This is a genomic window from Pseudomonas sp. E45-MNA-CIBAN-0222 (genome assembly GCF_040310405.1).
In the GTDB taxonomy this organism is placed as follows: domain Bacteria; phylum Pseudomonadota; class Gammaproteobacteria; order Pseudomonadales; family Pseudomonadaceae; genus Stutzerimonas; species Stutzerimonas stutzeri_AC.
Genome location: NZ_JBEOPU010000253.1, coordinates 1 through 233 on the forward strand (window position 1 = coordinate 1; position 233 = coordinate 233).

Annotated in this window: 1 protein-coding gene; it reads right to left on the reverse strand. The window is 64.8% G+C overall.

All coding sequences use genetic code 11. The features are described from left to right. Window positions 1-233 (reverse strand): DUF3422 family protein (locus AAEZ08_RS23505; RefSeq protein ID WP_500125254.1); only part of this gene is annotated, 233 nt, incomplete at both ends.

Below are 233 nucleotides of genomic sequence, written 5' to 3' on the forward strand. Positions count from 1 at the left end.
CAGCACGTCGCTGTCGCGCCGTTCCACCAAGCTCGTACACATCTCGTCGGTGATCGCCGCAAGGTGCGACTCCATGCGTCGCAGTTCCGACGTCATCGATCGTGTCAACGGCAGGGACAGCACCGCCAAGGTGCGGTAAGTCTCGATCTCCAGCAGACGTTGAGCCAGCGCACCCGCCCGCGCCGGGTCAAATCGCGGGCCAGGACGAGGATCTGCGTCAGGCCATCCGCATC